Origin of the sequence: Haliea sp. (genome assembly GCF_040222615.1) — a bacterium.
GTDB lineage: Bacteria > Pseudomonadota > Gammaproteobacteria > Pseudomonadales > Halieaceae > Haliea.
In genome coordinates this window covers 14,668-33,161 of record NZ_JAVKCQ010000008.1, presented here as the reverse complement: position 1 = coordinate 33,161, position 18,494 = coordinate 14,668, and the positions used below count along the sequence as shown (strand labels likewise).

At 62.7% G+C, this 18,494-nt stretch carries 17 protein-coding genes, 2 tRNA genes and 1 pseudogene; 7 read left to right on the top strand and 13 right to left on the bottom strand.

Features of this window, described 5'->3' with window-relative positions:
* A pseudogene (locus RJQ10_RS00440) lies at positions 1-1,507 on the top strand (hypothetical protein); the annotation flags it as partial.
* Positions 1,508-1,733: 226 nt separating this feature from the next.
* On the opposite strand, the gene RJQ10_RS00435 reads toward RJQ10_RS00440, so the two are convergent.
* On the bottom strand, positions 1,734-1,919 hold the full coding sequence (locus tag RJQ10_RS00435; protein ID WP_350142490.1) for a hypothetical protein: 186 nt from the start codon (positions 1,917-1,919) through the stop codon (positions 1,734-1,736).
* 3 nt (positions 1,920-1,922) lie between these two features.
* On the opposite strand from RJQ10_RS00435, the gene RJQ10_RS00430 reads away from it, so the two are divergent.
* On the top strand, positions 1,923-2,783 hold the full coding sequence (locus RJQ10_RS00430) for a tyrosine-type recombinase/integrase (protein WP_350142488.1): 861 nt from the start codon (positions 1,923-1,925) through the stop codon (positions 2,781-2,783).
* Positions 2,784-2,817: 34 nt separating this feature from the next.
* On the opposite strand, the gene RJQ10_RS00425 is transcribed toward RJQ10_RS00430, so the two are convergent.
* From RJQ10_RS00425 to aguB, 4 genes are all read right to left on the bottom strand, one after another.
* Positions 2,818-2,894: transfer RNA gene (locus RJQ10_RS00425), tRNA-Met, on the bottom strand.
* 102 nt (positions 2,895-2,996) lie between these two features.
* Positions 2,997-4,019, bottom strand: a complete 1,023-nt coding sequence (locus RJQ10_RS00420) for a hypothetical protein (RefSeq protein WP_350142486.1) — start codon at positions 4,017-4,019, stop codon at positions 2,997-2,999.
* A gap of 78 nt (positions 4,020-4,097) precedes the next feature.
* Positions 4,098-5,195 (bottom strand): agmatine deiminase, encoded by a 1,098-nt coding sequence (gene aguA, locus RJQ10_RS00415; protein ID WP_350142484.1) that lies wholly within the window; start codon positions 5,193-5,195, stop codon positions 4,098-4,100.
* A complete protein-coding gene (gene aguB, locus RJQ10_RS00410; protein WP_350142482.1) occupies positions 5,192-6,067 on the bottom strand; it encodes an N-carbamoylputrescine amidase in 876 nt (291 codons plus the stop codon). The genes aguA and aguB overlap by 4 nt, the downstream gene beginning before the upstream one ends.
* Before the next feature lie 273 nt (positions 6,068-6,340).
* Between aguB and RJQ10_RS00405 the strand changes: the two genes are divergently transcribed.
* From RJQ10_RS00405 to RJQ10_RS00385, 5 genes are read left to right on the top strand one after another with little or no spacing between them, the layout of a single operon-like run.
* The gene (locus RJQ10_RS00405) at positions 6,341-6,688 is read left to right on the top strand and encodes an ArsR/SmtB family transcription factor (RefSeq protein ID WP_350142480.1); all 348 of its coding nucleotides are present in this window, start codon (positions 6,341-6,343) and stop codon (positions 6,686-6,688) included.
* Positions 6,689-6,713: 25 nt separating this feature from the next.
* Entirely contained in the window at positions 6,714-7,730 is a 1,017-nt protein-coding gene (locus RJQ10_RS00400) for an ArsJ-associated glyceraldehyde-3-phosphate dehydrogenase (protein WP_350142478.1), read from the top strand.
* A gap of 2 nt (positions 7,731-7,732) precedes the next feature.
* Entirely contained in the window at positions 7,733-8,968 is a 1,236-nt protein-coding gene (arsJ, locus tag RJQ10_RS00395; RefSeq protein WP_350142476.1) for an organoarsenical effux MFS transporter ArsJ, read from the top strand.
* Between the two features lie 29 nt (positions 8,969-8,997).
* Positions 8,998-10,089 carry an ACR3 family arsenite efflux transporter gene (gene arsB, locus RJQ10_RS00390; RefSeq protein WP_350142474.1) on the top strand — a complete coding sequence of 364 codons (1,092 nt, stop codon included), beginning with the start codon at positions 8,998-9,000 and terminating at the stop codon, positions 10,087-10,089.
* Positions 10,086-11,357, top strand: a complete 1,272-nt coding sequence (locus RJQ10_RS00385; RefSeq protein ID WP_350142472.1) for a hypothetical protein — start codon at positions 10,086-10,088, stop codon at positions 11,355-11,357. Before arsB ends, RJQ10_RS00385 begins: the two co-directional genes overlap by 4 nt.
* Before the next feature lie 51 nt (positions 11,358-11,408).
* Here RJQ10_RS00385 and ychF read toward each other — a convergent pair whose 3' ends face one another.
* The 8 genes from ychF to RJQ10_RS00345 form a co-directional block, all read right to left on the bottom strand.
* Positions 11,409-12,503, bottom strand: coding sequence for a redox-regulated ATPase YchF (ychF, locus tag RJQ10_RS00380; protein WP_350142470.1), 1,095 nt, complete (start codon positions 12,501-12,503; stop codon positions 11,409-11,411).
* A gap of 48 nt (positions 12,504-12,551) precedes the next feature.
* Positions 12,552-13,142, bottom strand: coding sequence for an aminoacyl-tRNA hydrolase (pth, locus tag RJQ10_RS00375; protein ID WP_350142468.1), 591 nt, complete (start codon positions 13,140-13,142; stop codon positions 12,552-12,554).
* 26 nt (positions 13,143-13,168) lie between these two features.
* Complete coding sequence (locus RJQ10_RS00370; RefSeq protein ID WP_350142466.1) at positions 13,169-13,819, bottom strand: 50S ribosomal protein L25/general stress protein Ctc; 651 nt, start codon at positions 13,817-13,819, stop codon at positions 13,169-13,171.
* A gap of 71 nt (positions 13,820-13,890) precedes the next feature.
* Complete coding sequence (locus tag RJQ10_RS00365; protein WP_350142498.1) at positions 13,891-14,823, bottom strand: ribose-phosphate pyrophosphokinase; 933 nt, start codon at positions 14,821-14,823, stop codon at positions 13,891-13,893.
* Between the two features lie 289 nt (positions 14,824-15,112).
* A tRNA-Gln gene (locus RJQ10_RS00360) sits at positions 15,113-15,187 on the bottom strand.
* Positions 15,188-15,204: 17 nt separating this feature from the next.
* On the bottom strand, positions 15,205-16,035 hold the full coding sequence (gene ispE, locus RJQ10_RS00355; protein ID WP_350142464.1) for a 4-(cytidine 5'-diphospho)-2-C-methyl-D-erythritol kinase: 831 nt from the start codon (positions 16,033-16,035) through the stop codon (positions 15,205-15,207).
* Positions 16,035-16,628, bottom strand: a complete 594-nt coding sequence (gene lolB, locus RJQ10_RS00350; RefSeq protein ID WP_350142462.1) for a lipoprotein insertase outer membrane protein LolB — start codon at positions 16,626-16,628, stop codon at positions 16,035-16,037. Before lolB ends, ispE begins: the two co-directional genes overlap by 1 nt.
* Positions 16,629-16,639: 11 nt before the next feature.
* Complete coding sequence (locus RJQ10_RS00345) at positions 16,640-18,388, bottom strand: tetratricopeptide repeat protein (RefSeq protein ID WP_350142460.1); 1,749 nt, start codon at positions 18,386-18,388, stop codon at positions 16,640-16,642.
* Positions 18,389-18,494 lie beyond the last annotated feature (106 nt).

Here is an 18,494-nt window from a genome sequence, read left to right as displayed (position 1 = left end):
CGCGACGCCCGGCGCCGAGACCGCCATTGCGATCGCAATCGACGATTCGGAGGCAGAAGCTTCGGCCCAGGACGGAGCAGCGGCGTTAGCCCGGGCGACCGACCGCTCGACTGCACAGGCCACTTCCAGTGGGGACAGTGTGGCAGTTGCAACGGCAGAGAATGTGTCGGTCGCAACAGTGATCGCGGACGCCGACAGTGCCGCCTCTGCTGACGCCGATAACACGTCGAACGCAACGGCAACCGCGACGGGAGATTCGGCAGCCACCGCCGTGGCCGCCGACGATTCAGATGCAACCGCCACCGCTACCGATTCTTCGGCTGCGGAGGCCCAGAGTACCGACGATGGCTCGACCACAGCGCTCGCCGATGAGACGAGCAACGCCACCGCCACCGCTCAAGACGCGGCGACTGCGGTAGCCTCGGCGGAACAGAGCGCATCAGCTACCGCCTTCTCCGCAGACAACAGCGTCGCTAGCGCGGACGCCAATGACGATTCGATCTCGAACGCAGTAGCCACGGACAATTCTGCAGCCACCGCTTCATCGGACCAAGGGTCAGACGCGCTGGCATTTGCTACGGAGTCTTCGGCTGCGGATGCCAGCTCTAGCGCGACCAGCTCGGCATCTACTTCGGCCGAGCAGTCCAGCGTCACTACGGCCAACGCCTCTGACGGCTCGACGTCTACAGCCAACGCGGTTGGTACAGCATCTGCCTCAGCCTCTGCCACTGATAACAGCGTCGCAAATGCCGAGGCCTCTAACCAATCGACTGCGAATGCGGTTGCGTTGTTGAATGCAGCCTCGAGTTCCAACGCTACCGATAATTCAGACGCGGCCGCCACTGCAAACGACGCTTCAGCTGCAGAGGCGACCTCCACCGCCGGGGGCACAGCCAGCGCGTCCGCGGAGACTGGCTCAACGGCCACGGCAAACGCTGCGAACGGCGTAACCGCCAGCAGTCAGGCGCTGAATGGTGCTGACACCTCAGTGAACGCGCCCGCACCGGTCGGCAGTCCCGAGATCGACAATAATGGCCCTAGCAGCGCGGCTCTGCGCCTGCCCGAAGAGCTCGTCTCATCGGTCGACATCCAGACACCTCTGCCCTTCGGGATTGCAGGTTCAGGCGGCGCTATCGACCGGGTCGTGCTCGGCGGATTTCCAGCAGGCAGCGTTTTGAGCGCAGGGACGGAGGAGTCACCCGGGGTATGGGCCTTCAGTGGGCCACCACCGTCGAATCTCAGCTTCTCGCTGCCCCCCGGCTGGACCGGGACATTTCTGCTGGATGTCAGAATCGAGGTGGCAAGCGCTCTGGGCTTTGCGGAGGCGCCGCTGAGCGTAAGGATAAATCCGTTGAACGCAGCTCCGATACCGGCAATGAGTAACTTAGCGCTAATGGTGCTCGCACTGATGTTGATGCTGCTAGCCGTCCGTCGGCAAGTAAACGCCTCGCAAAAGACGGCTTTGACAAGAACAGCCCAATCTCGCGATCCATTGCGCAACCGGTAGAGACGCTGCAGTTGCCGGGCGGCATCTCCGGTGCGAGAAGTCACGTTCGGTCACTCACAATAAAAGAACCGCCCTGCAAAACAGGGCGGCCAATCAGACAAAAAACCTACTAGAGTCGGACCTCGCTACTAGTTAAGGTAGAAACGCATGCCGACCTGAAACGTGGTCAGGTTGTCATCCAGCGAGTTGGTGGTGGCAAACACATCCGCGGTGGCAAGCTGAAAGTTCACGGCGGTGGAGATAGCATGTAGGGGCGCACGAACCACTTGATGCCGGCTTCCGGGTCAAACACTGCGCCATCGCCATCGCCATCGCCATCGCCATCGCCATCGCCAAGACCGGACTCCAGATCAAAGTCATCACCGTCAAAGTTTACCGAGCCCAGACCGATCGCTGCGCCAAGATATGGCACCCAGTGGCTATCGCGGTAGAAGTTGTACTCAGTAAGGAGCTCAGCCGAGCGACTGTCTACGGCATTCGTATCGAGCGTACTTTTCGGCAGGCGGCCACCCGGTTTCTGCTGTATTACCAGCATAAACGCAGTATTGGCCGCTATGCCCAGTCCCTGAAAATTCTGGACCCGCATATAGGCGATCTGCCTTTGCGTCGGGTGCACCAGGGCGCGCTGGAGCCGTTTATACGGCATCGTCGTGAGCAGGGTATGCGAGCCAACACCATCAACCGCGATCTGGCGGTGGTGCGACGCATTCTGACTCTGGCCGCCCGCCTGTGGCGGGATGAGTCCGGTTTGAGCTGGCTTGAAACCGCTCCCCTGCTGCAAATGCTTGAGTGTGACGATGCCCGCAAGCCGTATCCCCTGTCGTGGGACGAGCAATCGAGGTTGTTTGCGCGGTTGCCGGGTCACCTGAGGGAAATGGCGTTGTTCAAGGTCAACACCGGAACGCGGGAGCAGGAAGTGGTGGGTTTGCGGTGGGAGTGGGAGATACCGATTCCCGAGCTGAAAACCAGCGTGTTTGTGGTCCCGGGTGGCGGCGTGAAGAATGGGGAGGATCGACTGGTGGTGATGAATGCCGAAGCACGGGCGGTGATCAATCGTCAGCGCGGCAGGAACCCGGAGCATGTGTTTACCTATGCCAAAGGCAGACCGGTGGATCGCATCAACACCAAGGCCTGGCGCAGGGCGCGGGAGGAGGCTGGCTTGCCTCAGGTGCGGGTCCATGATTTGAAGCATACCTTCGGTCGCCGGTTGCGGGCCAAGGGCGTGAGTCATGAAACCCGGCAGGTGCTCCTGGGTCACAATCTCAGAGTGATTTGAGGTTTTGTAAGCCTTTGATTTAAAAAGGAAAAAGTGGTAGCTACGGGTGGACTTGAACCACCGACCCCAGCATTATGAATGCTGTGCTCTAACCAGCTGAGCTACGTAGCCACAATTGTGTCATGGGGGCAGAGCCCCAAGAAGGCGCGCATTTTCCCCATTTTGATTTCCCAAGTCAAGCCAGCTTGGGTGGTTGGGCGCTGGTTCAGCCCCTCACAGGTCGACGCCGTTGATGTTCCCTGCGGTCAGCTCCGTGTCGCTGGTTGCCGCCAGAGTTCGCAGCAGGACACCGTTGCCGACACCGTACCAAAGGGTCTGGGTGTAGTTGCTGGTGCCGCCGGTGGAGTGGGTGACGGTGGCTTCCTCCAGCACCCGGCAGGCCTGGAAGGTGCCCGCCGCGATCTTGATGGATTCGGTGCCAAGGTAAGTGGTCCTGAGCTCGGTGCTGGACTGGTCCATGAAACCCTGGTTGTCCTCCACCAGGGAGGAGAAGGTCTGGGTATAGCTCTGGCCCGCAGCCAGGTTCCAGCGTGTCAGCAGGTGGGGCGTATAGGTCACTGTCTGGACAAAGGTCTGCGGCGGCAGCCCCTCGGCGCTTTGGCCGAAACGTCGTAGCTGGCTGTTGGCCAGGTTCACGGCGACTATGGATTCGACCACTGCTCTCGATGGCTGCGGCCCCTTCAGCTCCTGTTCGATCACCAGGCGTAAGCCGCTATTGCCGTTGACACTTCCCGTGCCCTGCACCCGCTGGTCGAAAACGCTGGTCTGCATGCTGCCCCCGACAGAGGCGCGGTAGCGGGCGATGAGCCGCGCCTCCTGCTGCACGATATCGGGATTGAAACAGACGCTGCCATTTTCAGTGCCCAGTGGGCCGGGTTCGATACTCTCGAATACCGGGGTCAGAAAAAACACCTCGTCGGATTCGAGGAAGCCCAGCAGGGTGTCATTGCCGGCAAAGCCTGCGGTGAACAGGCGGCAAGTCTGAATATTGCCGCCGCAGAAGCCGCGCTGGCGCGTTTCCCAGTGTCGGAAGCGGAAGCCTGCGGCGGGGGTGGCGGCAAATGTCTCGTCGAAGAACAGGTCGTCGACGTCTACATCGCAGGTCTGGCCTGCATTGCACTGCAGCGAGCCCGACTGGGTGCCGACGCTGCCGCCCGGAGGGACCTCAATGCGAATCTTGCAGCCAGCAGTGGCGACCAGGGTCAGCGCCAGGGCTACAACAGGAAGAGGGCTCATGATGCGCCTCCTGCGTGCGGTTATCTCCTGAAAGTAGCCGGGAAGGAGGATTTGTCAAATGCTCTGCCGCGGTTGGTCTCAAGGCCGCGGCTGCTGCTGGGTGATACAGTGGATATTGCCGCCCCCCAGCAGGATCTCCCGCCCTGGCACCATCACCACCTCGCGCTCGGGAAACAGGGTCTGCAGTAGCTCCCGGGCGATATTGTCCATAGGGTCATCGAATCCCGGGACGATGATGCCGCCGTTCACGATCAGGAAATTGACATAGGATGCCGCCAGCCGCTCTGGCTGACCGTTCTCGTCCGGCACCTGGCCAAGCGCCCCGCCCTCGCTTTCGAGGATCGCGTACATCGGTGCCGGGATCGGCATTTTGTGGACTGCCAGCTGGCGGCCACGGGCGTCTCGGGTCTCCTTCAACACCGCCAACGCTGACCGACAGCGACTGAAATTGGGATCGCTTTCGTCGTCGGTCCAGCACAGCAGGACCTCGCCGGGGCGAACAAAGCAGCAGAAGTTATCGACGTGGCCATCGGTTTCGTCGTTATACAGACCCTCGGGTAGCCAGATGATGGTGTCCACTGCGAGGTAGTCGCGCAGGTACAGTTCGATCTCCGCCTGGCTCAGGTGCGGGTTGCGGTTGGGGTGCAGCAGGCACTCCGCTGTGGTAATCAGCGTGCCTTCGCCATCGACGTGGATCGAGCCCCCTTCCAGGACAAATTCCGGTGTCGCGTAGCGCGGTACCCGTTCCAGCTGCGCCACTTTCTGCGCCACCTGATTGTCCAGGTCCCAGGTCGGATAGGCCCCGCCGAGATGGCCGCCCCAGGCATTGAACTCCCACTCCACCGCCGCCAGCCGGCCCTTGCCGTCAATAAGGAAGGTGGGGCCGCAGTCGCGCATCCAGATGTCGTCGTTGGACAGCTCAATGACCCTGACATTGGTATCTTCAGCCAGCTGGGCGCTGGCGTTCTGGAACTGCTCCCGGGATGCGCCGACCGTTACCAGCTCGAAGCGGGCGATGGCGCGGACCACCTCGAGGAAGGCCGCCCGGGCGGGCAGGGCGCCGGCGCGCCAGCTGTCCGGGCGCTCAGGCCAGAGCGTCCAGACCTGGCTCTGGGGCGCCCATTCTGCGGGCATGAAGAAGCCGTCCGCGCGCGGTGTGCCACTGCGCAGGTTCACGCGTGTTCACCGTCCAGAGTATTGATGGGCTGATAGAGGGGCGGGCGCCGGTCCCGGAATACGCCCCAGGCGGTGCGCATCTTTTCTATTTCGTCCAGGTCGAAGCTGTGCACCAAAACGGTTTCGCTGTCGCCGTCCGCAGCCTCGACCAGGGCGCCGGTGTGGTCGGCGATGAAGGAGCCGCCATAAAAGGTGATGTCACTGCCGTCCTGCAGTTCACGGCCGATGCGGTTGCTGGCGACCAACGGCATCAGGTTGGCGCCGGCGTGGCCCTGCTGTACTCGCTGCCAGTGGTCGCGGCTGTGGATAGTCGGGTCGTGGGGCTCGCTGCCGATGGCGGTGGGGTAGAACAGCAGTTCGGCACCCAGCAGGGCCATACTGCGGGCGCTCTCGGGAAACCACTGGTCCCAGCAGATGCCGACGCCGATGCGTGCGTAGCGCGTGTTCCACACTTTGAAGCCGGTGTCGCCCGGGTTGAAGTAGAACTTCTCGTGATAGCCGGGGCCGTCCGGGATATGGCTCTTGCGGTAATTGCCCAGCACGCTGCCGTCGGCGTCGATGATGGCCACCGAGTTGAAGCGGGCGCGGCCCGCCAGCTCGAAGTAGCTGATTGGCAGGACCACCTGCAGCTCCCTGGCCAGGGCCTGGAAGTGCTGTATGGCAGGGTTCTCCGCCAGTGTGGTTGCCAGCAGCATGTAGTCTTCATTGGGATGCTGGCAGAAGTAGGGGGTTTCGAACAGCTCCTGCAGCAGAATGACCTGGGCGCCCTCGGCCTGGGCTGCGCGTACCAGGCGTTCGCCATTGGCGATGTTGGCCTCCCGGTCCCAGCTGCAGGCCATCTGGGTGGCGGCGACGGTAACGGTGCGGGGCATGCTTGTTTACTCCCTGATTCGGAACGGACCTGGATGCCGATTGCCGGCTCAACAGGTCGATGATGAAGCAAAACAGGGCTTTTATGAAGGCTTGAACGCCGATAATCGAGCGCCGGCGCCGGGCAACCCTTCCCCGGTATCGGGCCGCGGCGTGGCCGGCAGCATTGATTTTCGGCCAGACAATATATATGGTTATCCGTATATTGATAGGTGGGGAGATCGCGTCGTGACCGAACGCACTCAGTGTCACACAGCGCAAGGCATGATTGTGTGGTGAAAGGGGAGAACTTCTACAAATGCCTCGGCAACGAGACCCGCTTGCGCTGTTTGTTGCTGCTGCTGGTTCGGGAGCAGATCTGTGTCTGTGATCTCGCCGATGCGCTCGATGTTTCGCAGCCCATGATTTCCCGGCACCTGGCCCAGCTGCGTGCGTGCGATCTGGTCAGTGACCACCGGGAAGGGCAGTGGGTGTACTACCGCATTCATCCCGGGCTGGAGTCCTGGCAGCGCAGCGTGCTCGCTGCGACCCGCGACGGTCTTGGCACAGTGGCGCCCTGCGCCGGGGATGTTCTGCGTCTGCAAGCCATTGAGCGACAGAAGCAGGCCGGCGATTGCCGTTAACGTTCACTTCTCCCCGGAGTTCTTTATGACCATCAGGATTGGCATCAATGGGTTCGGCCGCATGGGCCGTCTGGTATTGCGCGCGGCATGGGATTGGCCCGAGGTCGAATTTGTCCAGATCAACGACCCGGCAGGTGATGCGACAACCCTGGCGCACCTGCTGACATTCGATTCAGTGCACGGGCGCTGGGACCGGGATGCCGCTGCCCGGGATGGCGCGATTGTGATCGAAGGCCGGCACCTTGCCACCAGCCGCAATACCCGCATCGAGGAAACCGACTGGTCAGCTTGTGACCTGGTCATCGAGGCCAGCGGCAAAATGAAGAAGGTCGATGTGCTGAACGCCTACCTGGCCCAGGGCGTCAAGCGGGTGGTGGTTACCGCTCCGGTAAAGGAGCCAGAGGTACTGAATGTGGTCATGGGAGTGAATGACCACCTGTACCAGCCGCAAACCCACAGGATCGTTACCGCGGCTTCCTGTACCACCAACTGCCTCGCCCCGGTGGTCAAGGTCGTTCTCGAGAACCTGGGTATTCACCACGGCAGCATGACCACCATCCACAGTGTAACCAACACCCAGACCATTCTCGACGCTCCCCACAAGGACCTGCGCCGTGCCCGCGCCTGTGGCATGAGCCTGATTCCGACCACGACAGGGTCTGCGACCGCCATCACCGAAATTTTTCCCGAACTCAGGGGGCGGCTCAATGGCCACGCGGTGCGGGTACCGCTGGCCAATGCCTCGCTGACTGACTGCGTGTTCGAAGTGGCAACGGCGACTACCGCGGAGGCGGTCAATGCAATGTTAAAGGCAGCTGCGGAATCAGGTCCATTGAAGGCCATTCTCGGTTACGAGGAGCGCCCGCTGGTGTCTATCGACTACAAGACCGACCCGCGGTCGAGCATTATCGATGCCCTGTCCACCATGGTAATCAATGAGACCCAGGTGAAGATCTACGCCTGGTATGACAATGAGTGGGGCTACGCCAACCGCACCGCGGAACTGGCGCTGAAGGTCGGGCGCTCGGATCAGGGCGCGTAGCGATGCTGGGCCACCTCTCCGCGGAGATCCGCCAGTACCTGGTGGTCACCGGCAACTACTGGGCCTTCACGCTGACGGATGGCGCTCTGCGTATGCTGGTGGTGCTGCACTTCCACGGGCTGGGTTACTCGCCGCTGGAGATCGCGCTGCTGTTCCTGTTCTACGAGATATTCGGGGTGATCACCAATCTGGTGGGTGGCTGGCTCGGTGCCCATGTGGGCCTCAATCGAACCATGACCATTGGCCTGGCGCTGCAGGTCATGGCCCTGGGAATGTTGCTGGTACCCGCGGCCATGCTCACTGTGCCCTGGGTCATGGCGGCCCAGGCGCTGTCGGGCATCGCCAAAGACCTGAACAAAATGAGCGCCAAGAGCTCGATCAAGCTGCTGGTGCCGGCCGATGCCCAGGGCACGCTGTACAAGTGGGTGGCCATTCTCACCGGCTCGAAGAACGCACTCAAGGGGGCGGGCTTTTTCCTCGGCGGTGTGCTGTTGACGTGGCTGGGTTTTGCCGGCGCCGTGGCGGCAATGGCGACGGCCCTGGCGCTGGTCTGGCTGGCAAGCCTGGTGCTCCTGCAAACGGATCTGGGCAAGGCTGCGAACAAGCCGAAATTCCGCGATATCTTCTCCAAGAGCCCGGCCATCAACATTCTTTCCGCGGCGCGCATGCTGTTGTTCGGCGCCCGGGATATCTGGTTCGTGGTGGCGCTGCCGGTATTCCTGTCCCAGACCCTGGCCTGGAACCACAGCCAGACCGGCGGCTTTCTCGCGCTCTGGGTGATTGGCTACGGCCTGGTGCAGGCGCTCGCACCGCGGATTACCGGAAGCCGCCGCACCGGGGCGGTTCCGGGTGGGCGCTCAGCGACAGTGTGGGCGGCCAGCCTGGCGCTGCTGCCGGCAACGATTGCGTTGGCTCTGGTGGCAGGCCTGGATCCGGCAACGATCCTGACCGGCGGCCTGCTGCTGTTCGGTGTGCTGTTCGCGGTCAACTCTTCCCTGCACAGCTATCTGATCGTCAGCTATGCTGGTCGTGACGGCGTGTCGCTGGATGTCGGCTTCTACTACATGGCGAACGCCATGGGACGGCTCATTGGCACCGTGCTGTCCGGCTGGGTGTTTCAAATGGCCGGCCGGGGTGCCGATGGGCTGGCTGCCTGCCTGTGGATATCTACCGGTATGCTGGTGGCCACAGTGATAATCTCTCTCTGGCTGCCCGGCGCAAGGTGGGCTCACTCGTGATCAGAATCAGGCAATGGACGTAGTTGCAAATGAATGAAACAACCCGGCAGCAAACCGTATCGCCGCTCAGCCTGTTCGAGCGCTATCTTTCGTTGTGGGTGTTGCTCTGCATTGCGGCGGGCCTCACCCTGGGTACCCTGCTGCCCGATACCTTCCAGCTGCTCGCCGGATTCGAGTACGGCTCAATCAACTTCATCGTGGCAGTACTGATCTGGTTCATGGTCTATCCGATGATGGTGTCGGTGGATTTTACCAGCCTCAGGCGTATTCACGAGCGCCCGAAGGGGCTGGTGATCACCCTGGTGGTCAACTGGTTGATCAAGCCTTTCACCATGGCCGCACTGGGCGTGCTGTTTTTTGAGTTTCTCTTTGCTGACCTGATCGACCCGGCCAATGCCAGCCAGTACATCGCCGGCATGATTCTGCTCGGCGCCGCCCCCTGCACGGCGATGGTGTTTGTCTGGTCACAACTGACCCGGGGCGATGCGACCTACACGCTGGTGCAGGTGTCTCTCAACGATGTCATCATGATCGTTGCCTTTGCGCCGATTGTCGCCCTGTTGCTCGGCGTCACCGATATCAGCGTACCCTGGGAAACGCTGCTGCTATCCGTGCTGCTGTATGTGGTTATACCTCTGGTGGCCGGCTCTCTGACCAGGATGCACCTGGTCCGCACGGCGGGTCCCGGGGCACAGGGTGAAGCCCGGGTATCGCGCTTCACCTCGCGCATCAAACCCTTGTCGGTATTGGGTCTGTTGGCAACTGTGGTACTCCTGTTCGGGTTTCAGGGGCAGGTTATACTGGACCAGCCGCTGTTGATCGCCCTGATTGCCGTGCCGCTGCTGATTCAATCCTACGGGATCTTTGCTGTCGCTTACGCCGCGGCCTACCTGTGGCGGGTGCCGTTCAATGTCGCCGCTCCCTGCGCCCTGATCGGCACCTCAAATTTCTTTGAGCTGGCGGTGGCCGTGGCCATTGGGCTGTTCGGCCTCAACTCCGGCGCTGCCCTGGTGACAGTTGTCGGCGTGCTGGTGGAAGTGCCGGTGATGCTTTCGCTGGTAGCCTTCGCCAACCGCACCCGTCACTGGTTTCCCGCTGCGGATGAGAAGCTGCCGGTGTGAACGCCCGCAATCAGCAGTGCTTCTGTCTGAGCCTTGACGAAGGCGCGCTGAGCCAGGCCCTGGAAACGGAGCTGGGAGAGCAGGGGCTCTACCAGATGACGCGGGAACGCTGCCCTTATCTCTTTTCTGCGCAACCTGTTTTTGTCGCGGACGACCATATCCGGCGAATGAATGCTGTCATTGGCGCAGTGGAAACGGTAATGAATTCGCCGCAATGGCGGCAGAGGGTGCTGAATTCTGCACCGCCCATAGCCCGTCATGACCCGGGTGGAGCCAAAGGTGTCTTCATGGGCTACGACTTCCATATTGGCGCCGAGTCTGTGGGACTGATCGAAATCAACACCAATGCCGGGGGAGCACTGCTCAATGCCGTGCTGGCCCGGGCCCAGCGCGCCTGCTGTCCGGAAGTCGCAGAGCTGATTCCCACCGCCAAGACCGCCCTGCAGCTGGAGCAGACTATTGTCGCCATGTTTCGACAGGAGTGGCAGTTGTCGCGCCATGACCGACCCCTGCGATCCATTGCAATTGTCGATGCGGATCCGCCAGCGCAATACCTGTACCCGGAATTTATCCTGTTCCGGCAGCTGTTCCAGCGCAATGGATTCGACGCTGTCATCGCGGCGCCCGAACAACTGCAGTTCCGCGATGGTCTGCTGCGGGCCGGGTCCATGCCGGTTGATCTGGTCTACAATCGGATGACAGACTTCCTGCTTGAGGGGAGCTGCGCCGCCGCCATTCGTGAAGCCTACCTGGCCAACGCGGTGGTGCTGACACCTCATCCACAGTCCCATGCCCTGTTTGCGAACAAACGCAATCTGGCGCTACTGTCTGATCCGCTGGAACTGGATGCTTTGCAGGTACCTGACGTCCTGCAACAGACACTGTTGCAGGGTATCCCCCGCACTGAGATTGTTTGTCCCGCCAACGCCGCTCGCCTGTGGGCCGAGCGCAAGCGGCTGTTTTTCAAGCCCGCCAGCGGGTACGGCAGCAAGGCGGCCTGGCGCGGCGACAAGATCACCAAACGGGTGTGGAGCGAGGTTCTGGCGGGGGATTATGTGGCGCAGGCACTGGTCCCCCCGGGAGAGCGCATTGCTCTGGGAGATGCCGCTCCGCTGGTGTTCAAGTACGACCTGCGCAATTATGTTTACGGCGGCGCAGTACAGTGGGTGGCGGCGCGATTGTACCAGGGCCAGACCACCAACTTTCGCACCCCGGGGGGCGGTTTCGCGCCGGTCTACCACTCCCCGCCAGTGTTGAGCCTGCGGTGACGCGCTGCATTCCCTGTCAGAAGGAGAATTCCGTGTTGGCCTGCTTCTGCGTCAGACGTTAAAGCGGAAGTGAATTACATCGCCGTCCTGCACGATGTAGTCCTTGCCCTCAAGCCGCCAGCGTCCGGCGTCTTTGGCGCCCTGCTCACCCTTATAGGCGATGAAGTCGTCGTAGCCGATGACTTCGGCGCGGATAAAGCCCTTCTGGAAATCGGTGTGGATGACAGCGGCGGCCTCGGGCGCGGTGGCGCCCACCTTTACCGTCCAGGCGCGCACCTCTTTGACCCCGGCGGTAAAGTAGGTCTGCAGGTTGAGTAACTGGTAGCCGGCGCGAATCACCCGGTCCAGGCCCGGCTCCTCCATGCCCAGGTCCTGCAGGAACTCCAGCCGTTCTGCGTCCTCCAGCTCGACGATCTCCGACTCCAGCTTGTTGCAGATGGCCACGACCACCGCACCTTCGCTGGCGGCAATCTCACGCACGGTGTCCAGGTAGGGATTGTTGTCAAAACCGTCTTCATCCACGTTGGCGATGTACATGGTCGGCTTGACGGTAAGCAGGTGCAGGGTCTTTACCAGAGCCTGCTCGGCCGGGTCCAGGGCCAGTGATCGCACCGGGAGGGCTTGATTCAGGTGTGGCAGCAGCTTGTTCTCCAGCAGCGCCTTGATGGCAATGGCTTCCTTGTCCCCGCCCTTGGCGTTGCGGGTGACGCGCTGCAACTGCTTTTCACAGCTTTCCAGGTCGGCCAGCGCCAGTTCGGTGTTGATGATGTCGATGTCCGCGCGCGGGTCTACCCGGTTGGCGACGTGGATCACGTTGTCGTCATTAAAGCAGCGCACAACGTGGGCGATGGCGTCGGTCTCGCGGATGTTGGCCAGGAACTGGTTGCCCAGGCCTTCGCCCTTGGAGGCGCCCGCCACCAGCCCGGCGATGTCGACAAACTCCATGGTGGTGGAGACTTCACGCTGCGGCTTGACGATTTCGGCGATCAGTTTCTGGCGAGGGTCAGGTACCGGCACGATGCCGGCATTGGGTTCGATGGTGCAGAAGGGGAAGTTCTCCGCGTCGATGCCGGCCCGGGTGAGGGCGTTGAACAGGGTGGACTTGCCGACGTTCGGCAGCCCGACGATTCCGCATTTGAAACCCATGTGTGAATCCTGTAATTGCAGATTTTGGGTGGAGGCCGGCAGCGCCGCTCAGGCGGCGCTGAAGCTGTGTAGTTGGGTCATGGCCCGGGTATCCTCGCCCACCAGTAGCAGGGGCAGGGCGGCTATCGCCGCATCGATACTGGCATCGATCTTTTCCCGCTCGCTCGCGGGCGGCCTGCCGAGTACGTACCCGGTCACCCGGGAAGCGTGGCCGGGATGGCCAATGCCGATGCGCAGGCGTGCAAAACGGTTGTCGTTGCCGAGGCTGGAGACGATGTCGCGCAGGCCGTTGTGGCCGCCGTGGCCGCCGCCACGCTTGAACCGGGCAGTGCCGGGTGGGATGTCCAGCTCGTCGTGGGCCACCAGAATGGCCTCGGGTGCCAGTTTGTAGAATCCGGCCATGGCGGCGACCGCCTGGCCGGATCGATTCATGAATGTCCCGGGAACAAGCAGGCGCAGGTCGTGACCAGCGCACTGGATGCGGGCAGTGAGGCCGAAAAATCGGGATTCGGCCTGCAGGGTGGCGCCATGCGCGCGCGCCAGAGCGTCGACGAAGTCGGCACCGGCGTTGTGACGGGTTCCCCGGTAGTCGCTGCCCGGGTTGCCCAGTCCGGCAATCATGGAAATTGAAGTTGCCAACGCCAGCGCCTCGCTCGCGCGAGGGTTTAGTCCTCGCTGCTGTCTGAGCTCTCGTCCGAAGAGGAGGAAGAGTCCTCGTCGGCGTCGCTGCCGCCTTTCGGCGCTACCACGGAGGCGACGGCCAGGTCGTGGTCTTCGCCCAGGGACAGTGCCACTGAGCTTACGCCTGTGGGCAGGGCGATGTCAGAGAGGTGAATGATGTCACCGGTCTTCACATCGGCCATGTCGACTTCGATGAACTCGGGGATGTCGGTAGGCAGACAGAGCACTTCGATGTCGGTAGCCTGGTGCTGGATCATGCCGCCCTGAACCTTGACCCCGTGGCAGGTCTTCTCGTTCAGGAAGTGGATCGGCACATTCACCTTGATGGCAACCTTCTCGTTCACGCGGAGGAAGTCAGCGTGGGTGACGCTGTTCCGGGCCGGATGCCGTTGCAGGTCCTTGAGGATGGCCTTTTCCTTGGTGCCGGCTACGTTGATAACCAGTACATGGGAAAAGAAAGCCTCGTTTTCCAGGGCTTTCTCCAGGTCCTTGCGGATAATGGACAGGGGCTGGGGATCCTTGCCGGCGCCATAAATGATGCCTGGGACCTGATCAGCGAGACGACGCAGGCGGCGGCTCGCACCTTTCCCCAGGTCCTCACGCACCTCTGCGTACAATTCAAATTGGTCAGACATTGTCTGGACTCCTTTGATGACACTGCCTTGCCTGCGACCGGCGCAGCAGTGGGCTTGGTTTAGCGCTGCCCCTACTGGAACAGCGCGCTGATGGATTCCTCGTTGGACACCCGGCGTATCGATTCCGCCAGCAGATCCGAAATGGTCAGCTGGCGGATCTTCGTTACCGCCCGGGCTTCCGCGCTCAGGGGAATCGTGTCTGTGACTACCAGCTCATCGAGCTGGGAGCCCATAATATTGTCGAGGGCGCGACCGGACAGTACCGCATGGGTACAGTAGGCCAGAACCCTGCTCGCGCCGCGCTCCTTGAGGGCGTCGGCGGCCTTGCACAGCGTCCCTGCGGTGTCGACCATGTCATCCACCAGCAGGCAGATGCGACCGTCGACCTCCCCGATCAGGTTCATGACCTGGGCCTCGTTGGCCTGCGGCCGGCGCTTGTCGATGATCGCCAGGTCCGCGTCATCCAGCTGTTTGGCAATTGCCCGTGCGCGCACCACGCCGCCGATGTCCGGCGACACCACGATCAGGTTGTCGTAGTTGCAGGCCAGGATATCCTGGTTCAGGATTGGCGAGCCGTAGACATTGTCCACCGGACAGCCGAAAAAGCCCTGGATCTGCTCGGCGTGGAGATCCACGGTGAGTACCCGGTCGACGCCCACCGTCACCATCATGTCCGCCACAACCTTGGCGGTAATCGGCACCCGCGCCGAGCGCACCCGGCGATCCTGGCGGGCGTACCCGAAGTAGGGCACCACCGCGGTAATCCGCGCGGCCGACGCCCGCCGCAGGGCGTCGATCATGACCAGCAACTCCATCAGGTTGTCGTTGGTCGGCGCACAGGTTGGCTGCACCACGAAAACGTCCTTGCCGCGAACGTTCTCGTTCAGCTCTACCGCAATCTCGCCATCGCTGAACTTGCCGACGCTGGCCTTGCCCAGGGACAAGTACAGCCGGTTGGCAATTTTCTGCGCCAGCTCCGGATTGGCGTTGCCGGTGAAGACCATCAGCTTGGAGGACACGGCACTTCTCTCCTGGGGAATACATGGCTGGGGTGGGCCGGTCGGCCGTCAGCTTCGTCACCGCCGCTCTGTGCGGCCATGTCACGAAGCATCTTCGTATGGCTGGGGTGGTAGGATTGACTCGGGCCTTCGGCCCTCGGGCTGCGCCCGGCGTCGCGTTGCTCCTCCGCCCCACTGCCTGCGGCAGCGGTCGAACCTGGTTCGAACCCTACCGGTCGGCTATCCTGCTTCGTCACCGCCGCTCTGTGCGGCCATATCACGAAGCATCTTCGTATGGCTGGGGTGGTAGGATTCGAACCTACGAATGCCGGGATCAAAACCCGGTGCCTTGCCACTTGGCGACACCCCAAAAATCTCTTGTTTACATCAGGCCAGGGCCTTCAGTACCGGCGACACATCGGTGCCCCGGGCGGTGAAACTGGTCCATCGTGTCGGGACCTGCTGCTGCACGGCTGTCGCTGCACGCCGGCTGTCAAAGGCGGCAAAAACACAGGCACCGGTTCCGGTCAGCCTCGCCTCGGCGAAGGCCCGGAGCCACTGCAGCGCTGCTCCGACTTCAGGGTATTTGGCCACCACCACCGGCTCGCAGTCGTTGCGGTGGACCCCCTGAAAAAAGGCGGCTATTGTGCTGGGCGAGGTGTCCCGTGTCAATTCTTGGCTGGAAAAAATTTCCCCCGTGGGCACAGAGCATGCGGGCTTGATTACCAGGTACCAGGCGTCCGGCAGGGCGATGGGTGTGAGCTGCTCGCCGATCCCCTCCGCCCAGGCACTGTGGCCGCCGACAAACACCGGCACGTCAGCTCCCAGGCGGGCGCCCAGCGCCTGCAACTCAGCCTGCGGCAGACCCAGTTGCCACAGGTGGTTCAGGGCCAGCAGGGTGGTTGCTGCGTTGGAGGAGCCGCCGCCCAGTCCGCCACCCATGGGAATGCGTTTCTCGCAGGAAATATGCACCCCGCGATCCTCGCGCTGCAGCAGCTGCGCCGCGCGCAGGATCAGGTTGTCTTCAGCGGGCAGCGCGAAGCCCGGCATGTCCAGCTGCACCCGGCCACTGTGGTCGGGCGTAAAACGCATGCTGTCTCCCCAGTCCAGCAGCTGGAATACCGTCTGCAGGGTGTGGTAGCCGTCGCTGCGGCGCCCGGTCACGTGCAGGAACAGGTTCAGCTTGGCGGGTGACAGCAGGGTCAGCGTGGCTGTCATTAAACGGGCCCCGGCTGCCAGTCCTGGATAATGAGCCTCGCCCGTGTGTCCCCGCGCTCAATGCTGAGGCGGATAGGGAGCAGGTAGTCACCGAACTGTCGGTAGCGCTCGTAGCGAACAAGCCAGCCATTCTGTTCGAGCTGCTGCAGCACGTCGTTGGCAATGTTCACCGCGGTGGCGCGCGGTTCCGGCGCGGGCAGGCCCTTCAGCCAGAATGGCAGTGCCTGCAACGGGAGGTCCCAGCCGGTCTGCAGGCGCACCGCATCCGGGGTGGAGATGTCCAGGCGAGTGACCTCGTCACCGCGCTGGACCAGCAGTTCCCTGCCATCGCTGCGGATCTCCGTGGCCTGCAGGCCCATGGGCCCGGCGAGCTGGAGCCGGGTGTCGCTGCCGCGCTGTTGCCAGTTGAGGTTGCCGGATTCCGCCTGCTGGCCGCTGCGCAGGGCTATCTTGCCGCGGGCTGTCCAGTTTTCAAGGGCCGCCAGTTGCTGGCTGCGCAGTTGCCATGGAAGCTCTGCCACCGGCGCCGGACCGGTGGCGCAGGCGGCCAGGAACAGCAGCAGCGACAGCGGCAGCAGGCGCAGCAAAGCCATTTGGGAGCGCGTCACGGCCGCAGGTCAGAGAAGGAAACATCCAGCCGCTCGAGGGTCTCCCTCAGGACACCGTGTTCCGGGTCCTGGCGCAGACCGTCGCGCCAGATGCCGTAGGCCTTTTGCTCCTCGCCCAGGTACCACAGGACTTCGCCCAGGTGAGCGGCCACTTCGGGATCAGGCAGGCTCTCCCAGGCCCGCTGCAGGTAGTCAAGGGCTTCCTCCGCCTTGCCCTGGTGGAACAATACCCAGCCCATGCTGTCGAGGAAAGCGGGCTCATTGGGAGCGAGTTTGAGTGCACGTGCAATCAGCTCGTAGGCCTCGTCGTAGCGTGTGGTCCGGTTGCTGAGGGTATAACCGAGCGCATTGAGAGCAGTGGCGTTGTCCGGGTTCAGCTTCAGGATGTGACGCAGATCGGATTCCATCAGGGCCAGATCGTTGAGCCGCTCGCCGAGCATGGCGCGGCTGTAGCGCAGGGAAGAGGCATCGGGCAGTTCGGCCACGGCCTGATTGAGCAGCGCCATGTTGGCGTCCAGCAGTTGCGCCTGGGCCAGCAGTTCCGATTCCAGGGCATAGAGCTGCTCCCGCAGTTCCGGGTAGGCCTGCCGCTGCAGGTCGAAGAACTCGGCGCTGCCGCTGCTGTCGCCGCGTTCGATCAGCATTTTGCCGACCCGGCCGCGGGCGTTGAAGAATTCCCGACTCTCGGGATCCTCGACCCGGCTGTAGGCAGCAATGGCCTCGTCCGGCCTGTTTTCATCCTCGGCGATGCGCCCCAGATAGTAGTTTGCCTCATCGACGCGTTGTTCCAGGGCCAGTACCTGGCGCAGGTAGGCCTTCGCGGCGAGGGTGTCCCCGTGGTCCTGGTTGAGCAGGGCCAGGGACAGCAGCAGGTCGCCGTCCCGCGGCGATTGCGCGGACAGGATTTCGAACTGGCGGCGGGCGGCGTCGATGTCCGAGCGGGTCAGCAAGCGAGCGTACTGCAGGCGCAGGGTTTTGTTCTGCGGTTCCGCTGCCAGCGCTGTCTCCAGCCGCGCAAAGGGGGCCGGATGATCCGCCTGCAGGCGCAGTTTGGCGTCCAGCAGCAGAGCCTGTGTTTGTCCGGGCTCCAGCGCAAACAGCTGGGTCAGCACCGCGCTGGCGGCCGCTGCCCGTTCCAGTTCGTCAAGGATCAGGGCCCGGGTCAGCAGCAGGCGGGTATCGTCCGCAAACTCATCGGCAAGGGCGTCCACGGCGTCGGACAGGGCCTGTTTGTCGGCGCCGGACAGTTCGCGGAACCCCCCCAGCAGGATCGGGAAATTGGGCTGCAGACCCTGTCGGGCAACGGTGGCCAGGTGCGGGACCGCGGCCGCCGGCCGGCCCTGGCGTATCAGCAGGGTCGCCAGGGTGTTGTTGGCTTCCGGGTGCTCGGGCTCCAGTTCCACCCAAAGCTGCACGGCTTGCAGGGCCTGGGGTTCGCGTTTCATGAACTGCGCCAGATGTGTGGCGTGGGCACTGACGCCGGGATCGCGCAGCCGGTCTGCCTGTTCCAGGTAGTTGCCCAGCGCTGTGTCGTAGGCGCTGCGACGCAGGGCAAACTCGGCGACCAGCAGCGGGTAGATGCTGTCTTCGGGGAAGGCCCGCTCCGGTGCTTCGGCAGCGACGGGCTTTTCTGCCTCCTGGCCAGCGGCAACCACCGGCGCCGGTCCGGGCGCGGTCGCGCAGCCGGACGCCACCAACAGTAGCGCAGAGGTCAGGAGTAGTCGGAACATGGTCAGGGCAGGCATCGGTATCCAGCGAACACGGTGTAATAGTGACATAGTCGGGACACTAATCCCAACATCTGTGGACTCCGCAGTAGAGCGGAGGTTCCAGTGTACTGATACGCAAACA

Coding starts and splice junctions, on each gene's coding strand:
- RJQ10_RS00420 (WP_350142486.1), bottom strand. CDS start 4,019: ATGAGCCCTCTTCCTGTTGTAGCCCTGGCGCTGACCCTGGTCGCCACT.
- aguB (WP_350142482.1), bottom strand. CDS start 6,067: ATGCCCCGCACCGTTACCGTCGCCGCCACCCAGATGGCCTGCAGCTGG.
- RJQ10_RS00400 (WP_350142478.1), top strand. CDS start 6,714: ATGACCATCAGGATTGGCATCAATGGGTTCGGCCGCATGGGCCGTCTG.
- arsJ (WP_350142476.1), top strand. CDS start 7,733: ATGCTGGGCCACCTCTCCGCGGAGATCCGCCAGTACCTGGTGGTCACC.
- arsB (WP_350142474.1), top strand. CDS start 8,998: ATGAATGAAACAACCCGGCAGCAAACCGTATCGCCGCTCAGCCTGTTC.
- ychF (WP_350142470.1), bottom strand. CDS start 12,503: ATGGGTTTCAAATGCGGAATCGTCGGGCTGCCGAACGTCGGCAAGTCC.
- RJQ10_RS00370 (WP_350142466.1), bottom strand. CDS start 13,819: ATGTCTGACCAATTTGAATTGTACGCAGAGGTGCGTGAGGACCTGGGG.
- RJQ10_RS00365 (WP_350142498.1), bottom strand. CDS start 14,823: ATGGTCTTCACCGGCAACGCCAATCCGGAGCTGGCGCAGAAAATTGCC.
- ispE (WP_350142464.1), bottom strand. CDS start 16,035: ATGACAGCCACGCTGACCCTGCTGTCACCCGCCAAGCTGAACCTGTTC.
- lolB (WP_350142462.1), bottom strand. CDS start 16,628: ATGGCTTTGCTGCGCCTGCTGCCGCTGTCGCTGCTGCTGTTCCTGGCC.
- RJQ10_RS00345 (WP_350142460.1), bottom strand. CDS start 18,388: ATGCCTGCCCTGACCATGTTCCGACTACTCCTGACCTCTGCGCTACTG.